We start from the raw sequence: 5,597 nt of genomic DNA, 5'->3' as shown, positions 1-5,597 counted from the left end.
ACTCTCCGTTTAAAGCCCACTATGGCGCCTTCAGAAGTGTTCTCAACACAGGTCTGCGACACCAATGGGGCATCCCAAAGTATACTTTGGGGCGAAGGTCTCTTTAGAACATGTTGGCACGACGGGGGTTTCTCCCATTAACGGTGTTACCACAGGCTATCTTTTGCGTCCCGAAAGGGGTAGCCTTTAAAAATAGGTTTGCTTTATTCACAACCCCCAATAATTTCCCTCGGGACAGTTTATCGCCATTAACTGTCGTCAAAGTTCGCTGGTAGAAGATACCTTCAGATTGGATGAAGGATCAAAGTTTCGGGTTATTTAAACTCTATCCCGATCCTGTGGATGATCCCCCTTCTTTGCAACAACTCGGTCAATTGTGGCAAACTTGGTTTAACAAAGGGGGTTATCCCTCCTCCAGCAAATTAGCCACCCTTATTCAACAAGTGGCCGAAGGGAAGCTTAACCAAGTTGCTGAATTACGCTTACAACTACAAGACTTAGCGGCCGAACAACAAATGACTGAGGATGAACAAAACCCCACAAATGCAGAGGATATAACTTCCTCTCTTGAGTTGGTTGCGGAAGAATTACCAGAATTTCAGCCAGAACTTTTGAGTGGTGAGTTAGAACAAAACTCAACGGCCACAGATATTAGGTGATTTCCAAGAAAAAGTTTCCCACCCATTCTCAGAATCTGTTTGTAGAACATCTCAAATAAGCGAAAAGGGAAAAATAAAAAGTTGTTCGCGGATACTTTCCGCGAACAAAAACCTCCCTATCTAAAAGAAAGAAATACGCTAACTTTTAAATTAGCTTTGACTATTTTTAAAAAGGAAATTCACTTAATTTTACACTCTTATTAACTTTTTAGACTAACTGGGTCTAATCAAAATATCCCATTTAGGTAAGTGAGGATTACGTTCTAAACGTTTCTCAATTTCCTTCATCTCTTTTTTCGTTAAAGAAATGCCTTTTTGATAAACTTTTTTACTTAACTTAACTATCGGATTTAAGCCTTTCCATGTCATAGTTTTTACCCAAGCTAACATCGTTTGAGCATTTCTCAGAAGTGTTCCGTTCCAATGCCTCTCTAAAATTCCCCAACATCTTTCTATGGGATTATATTTACTGTGATAAGGAGGAAAATATAGTAATTGAATAGATTTCTTAGTTTGGTCGGCAAACTCTACCATTCTCTTCAAAAATTGCCTTCTTATTCCACTATTTTCTGGTCCATTATCAACTTTAATTTGGATGTTCTCTAGTTGCTGCTTTTCAGTTATACTCAGACTTGTCCACCATTGCTCCAAGTTATCTACCATGAAATCACTCGTTTTATAAGAACTTCCAAAAGTTACATAAAGTTGCCCTGTATCTTCATCTACAATCCCACAAGGAACGTATTTTTCTTTAGTTCCCATATCATGATCTTGAGCTTGATTATAACCTCTGGTTTGTCCGCCACGTGAATATTCTCCTATTTCCACAGTTGCTTTACAATCCATACTTAAACGTTTCACAGAAGGGTCTTTTTTTCTATCTTTTTTCTCTATATTCTCGAAGATAGCGTCCGTCTCCGAGATTTTTTTTTAGGTTTAGCTTTTACCACTTTTCTTAATCGATAGCCCAAACGATTTAAAATATCTGCCATTGTCGAAGCAGCAGGAACCTCCTCTCCATTATATCCTAGATTTCTTAATTGTTTAATGGCTTCAGCCGCCGTTAATCTTGTATAGGCAATGGGGTTATTAAATGTGGGGCTTTGTTGTGCGTGAGCTTCGGCTATTTCTTTCAATGATTGGGCAACTATTGGGTATCTTTCCTCCCATTTTTTACATCCACTATTGACTGATTGTAATCCTAAACACACTATCCCAGTTCGTTTTTCATGTAATCCAAGTTGAACATTTTTTCTCCCCCAACCAAACACGATTTCGGTTTGTCTGGCACTTCCTCCACAATACTTGAGACACATTTCAGCTTGAAATGAACGACGCTCTGCTCCCGTCATTTTTGAGGCTGCTAAACGTAAATCATCGACCATCGACGGGGTTAAGGGATGATTTGTCTGTTTTAGCTTCAATTTACTCTCTCTAATCTTTTTACCTCTTCATTTTAATCTATTTCTTCTGTTTTTTCAGACAAGCCAATTATGAAATTTTAAAGTTGTGTACCAAGATCCGCTAACTCTCTGTCCCTTTTATTTCTTGAAAGCCTTTAGTCCAAGCTATTACCCCCTATGGGAAAAGCTTTCTCGGAAATCACCTAAGCATCTTGTTCCTTAAACTTATTTCTCTCTATTATACCCATTGACAATTATTAACAAAAATGTCAAAAGAAGTCCCCACCTAAAAATGCTATCAAAAAAATCCACATTTTAGGTGGGTATGAATTTTGACCGGCAAACAAATTGCGAAGCATCTATTTTTGGTCTTGACATACTTTTGTCCCAAAGTTATTATTAAATTATAGCACCTTGATAAGGTGATTTCTGATAAAGGAGATCCCTTACGATCCCCCCTAACCCCCCTTAAAAAGGGGGGAATAATTGGAAAAGCAGGTATATTCAAGTGTGGAAATCACCTTAAATCCTTTTTTGCGTTTCTTTTTGTCAGAAGGCTTTTTTAGTTGGTCTGATGATGGGGGGACTGAACTGTTTTTTGAGTTACGGTTTTTTAGCTTATCTCTCTCTTCTTTCAATTTTTCAATTTCTTGCTGTTGTGTAGAGATTTGTTGTTGTTGCTGGTCAATCAGTCTTTGTTGAAGAGATAACTGTTGTTGTGCCTTGACTAGCCACTCAATCATGAAGACATTGTTCGCCAACTGTTCATCGGCGATAGCTCTAACTAGCTTTGAATCAATGGTAGCATTTGTGGTCATAACCCCCACTATACATAAAAATCCCCGATTTTACCTTTATGTTGTCAAGACAGATTCTTTATTGCGGTGAGCAATTACCTAGAAATGGGCGATGCTACTCGCTTTTTACTTTATCAATTAAACTCATCAATTTTTATAAGTTTTCTAGAAAAACTGACAGGTATTCCAGGAATTATTCCAGATCCACATTTTCAAGGTGGAGGACTTCATCAAATCGAAAGGGAAGGCTTTTTAAAGATCCATGTTGACTTTAATAAGCATAAAGAAATGAAAGTTGATCGTCGTTTAAATTTACTAATTTATCTGAATAAAAATTGGAAAGAAGAATATGGAGGTCATTTGGAGTTATGGAATCAAGATATGACCGTTTGTGAAAAGAAAATTATACCTATTTTTAATCGTTGTGTCGTTTTCAGCACCTCAGATTTCTCCTATCATGGACATCCCGATCCGTTAAAATGTCCAGAAGAAATGACTCGAAAATCCCTGGCATTATACTATTACAGTAACGGAAGACCCTCTGAAGAAATCTCCAATAATCATTCGACTCTTTTTAAGGAACGTCCAGGTGATAACTTAAATCAAAAAGCCGCTTCTGGGAAAAGATCAAGTTTACTTCATAAACTTTTACCACCAATTGTGATTGATTTATATCGTCAATCGTTTAAGAAATAAGCTGTTTACGAATAAGTTATCATGAGTCCTCAAGCTATATTGGTCATGTTGCTATGGCCAGGAGTGGTTTTTTTTCTGTTCAATCGTTTTCCTAGTCAAAAAGCAGTTGTTATATCATTTATAGTAGGATGGTTGTTTTTGCCTCAAAAAACGGGATTCATTCTCCCAGGATTACCTGACTATACCCGGATGTCTGCTACTTGTTATAGCATCTTAATAGCTACGGTTATTTTTGATTTTCAAAGGTTCAGAAACTATAAATTTAGTTGGATTGATCTGCCCATCATTATTTGCAGTTTATCTCCTTTTATGGCTTCAATTAGCAACAATCTTGGGGTTTATGATGGTTTAGCCTCCTCCCTGAGTCAAACGGTCAGATATGGTTTTCTCTATCTGTTAGGTCGCCTTTATTTGGGGAATTTTTTAGGCATGAAAAGACTAGCTATGGCTATTTTTGTCAGTGGATTAATTTATATGCCTTTGTGTTTATATGAAGTGATAATGAGTCCACAGTTACATAGGATGGTTTATGGTTTTATGGGACAACGTCAGTTTATTCAGTCAATACGTCTAGGTGGATATCGTCCCACAGTTTTCCTCTTCCATGGACTTAGTGTGGGGATGTGGATGATGGCAGCTACACTAATCGGATGGTGGTTCTGGCAATCTGGTACTTTGAAAAAAGTATGGAATATACCCATTACTTTTTTCGTTGCAGCCCTCACTGTAACCTTTATTTTAATTAAATCAACAGGGGCTTATATTTATTTGGCTTATGGCCTAATGGTACTATTTAGTACAAAATGGCTGAGAAAAAAGATTCTTTTAATAATATTGATTGTTTCTATATCTATTTATTTATTCTTAGGAGCAACTGGTCAAGTCTCAGGTACAAAGGGGGATCAATTTCTTGACTTGCTATCTTCAGTAATTTCTGAACAGAGACTTAGTTCTCTAGAATTTCGATTGGATAATGAAGAAATTTTAGTTGAAAAAGCACTAGAAAGACCTATTTTTGGTTGGGGAGGTTGGGGGAGAAATCGTGTTTACGATTATAACTCGGCAGGGGAGTTAGTTAATATTTCTACGACTGATAGTTTATGGGTTATACAGTATGGTATCAACGGTGCTCTGGGGTTAATTAGTATTTTCGCCACATCTTTACTACCATCCTTGATGTTCGTTGTGTCAAAATCTCGGTATCCAGCACGTTTTTGGTTTCATCCTAAAATTGCTCCTGTTGCAGTTATATCGGTAATTCTGCCTATATATATGTTAGACTGTACTTTTAATAATTAATATAATCCAGTATTCATGTTCTTGTCTGGAGGACTAGTGCAGCTTAGCAAAAATAATCCACCAGTCACTTATGATCTTTAAAGCCCTTAAATTTCCAAACGAACGGCTTAGCAAAATGTTGATTAAAGTAATCAATAAAATTGAGAATTTTTTGGGATAGTTCTTCAGTTGAACGGACAGTAATTCTTTTGAGTAAACGCCGGACTAAGATCGAAAACCAACACTCAATTTGATTAAGCCACGATGTATGTTTGGGAATATAAACAAAGCGAATTCGATGAGACTCATCTGATAAAAAATCTGCTCTGCTGTCCATAGATTGCAAAATCCCCTCCTTTCCTTTTCTCCCCAAATCAATAGTAATTCCACAGCTTTCTGCTACTAATTTGACTAAGCTTTCCGATTTATGAGTGTTGAGTTGATCTACAATAAAAATCCATTCTGCTTTTTCATCAATCTTAATCGTTCTCTGGATATGTTCAGAAAAATCTTGTTCTGTTCTTGTCGGTCCAATAGAGGGACTAACAACTTTTCCTCTTGCCACATCCCAGTTCGCAATCAAGCTTAAAGTTCCGTGTCTTTCATATTCAAATTCGATTTTTTCTACTTGTTTAGGCTTGATTCTTTTGTTCGGAAATAATCTCTCAAGAGCTTGAATCCCTGTCATTTCATCTGTAGTAATTAAATGATTCCTTGTTCTAACAAAGTTTTAGCTTCTTGATGAAGTTCACAGATATATTTGA

At 36.9% G+C, this 5,597-nt stretch carries 3 protein-coding genes and 3 pseudogenes; 3 read left to right on the top strand and 3 right to left on the bottom strand.

The features are described 5' to 3' along the window. The first annotated feature begins 293 nt into the window (after positions 1–293). Complete coding sequence (locus tag CWATDRAFT_RS29340) at positions 294–659, top strand: hypothetical protein (protein WP_007308366.1); 366 nt, start codon at positions 294–296, stop codon at positions 657–659. 213 nt (positions 660–872) lie between these two features. Here CWATDRAFT_RS29340 and CWATDRAFT_RS40755 read toward each other — a convergent pair. Both CWATDRAFT_RS40755 and CWATDRAFT_RS29325 read right to left on the bottom strand, forming a co-directional pair. Continuing rightward, positions 873–1,975, bottom strand: a pseudogene (locus tag CWATDRAFT_RS40755) (ISAzo13 family transposase). Positions 1,976–2,583: 608 nt separating this feature from the next. Beyond that, positions 2,584–2,889 (bottom strand): annotated as a pseudogene (locus CWATDRAFT_RS29325) (DUF6444 domain-containing protein); the annotation flags it as partial. Positions 2,890–2,964: 75 nt separating this feature from the next. Between CWATDRAFT_RS29325 and CWATDRAFT_RS29320 the strand changes: the two are divergent. Beyond that, a complete protein-coding gene (locus tag CWATDRAFT_RS29320; protein ID WP_007308367.1) occupies positions 2,965–3,555 on the top strand; it encodes a 2OG-Fe(II) oxygenase in 591 nt (196 codons plus the stop codon). A 21-nt stretch (positions 3,556–3,576) separates the two neighbouring features. Further along, a complete protein-coding gene (locus tag CWATDRAFT_RS29315) occupies positions 3,577–4,854 on the top strand; it encodes a hypothetical protein (RefSeq protein WP_007308368.1) in 1,278 nt (425 codons plus the stop codon). A 64-nt stretch (positions 4,855–4,918) separates the two neighbouring features. On the opposite strand, the pseudogene CWATDRAFT_RS35030 reads toward CWATDRAFT_RS29315, so the two are convergent. Next, positions 4,919–5,559: pseudogene (locus CWATDRAFT_RS35030) on the bottom strand (transposase). Positions 5,560–5,597: the final 38 nt, after the last annotated feature.

It is taken from the genome of Crocosphaera watsonii WH 8501, from assembly GCF_000167195.1.
Taxonomy (GTDB): Bacteria; Cyanobacteriota; Cyanobacteriia; order Cyanobacteriales; family Microcystaceae; genus Crocosphaera; species Crocosphaera watsonii.
Note: the sequence above shows the minus strand (reverse complement) of the source record. Positions and strands in the feature narration are given on the sequence as shown.

What these genes read in the sequence shown, in the direction of transcription:
- CWATDRAFT_RS29340 (WP_007308366.1), top strand. Translation starts at nt 294, where the DNA reads ATGAAGGATCAAAGTTTCGGGTTATTTAAACTCTATCCCGATCCTGTG.
- CWATDRAFT_RS29320 (WP_007308367.1), top strand. Translation starts at nt 2,965, where the DNA reads ATGGGCGATGCTACTCGCTTTTTACTTTATCAATTAAACTCATCAATT.
- CWATDRAFT_RS29315 (WP_007308368.1), top strand. Translation starts at nt 3,577, where the DNA reads ATGAGTCCTCAAGCTATATTGGTCATGTTGCTATGGCCAGGAGTGGTT.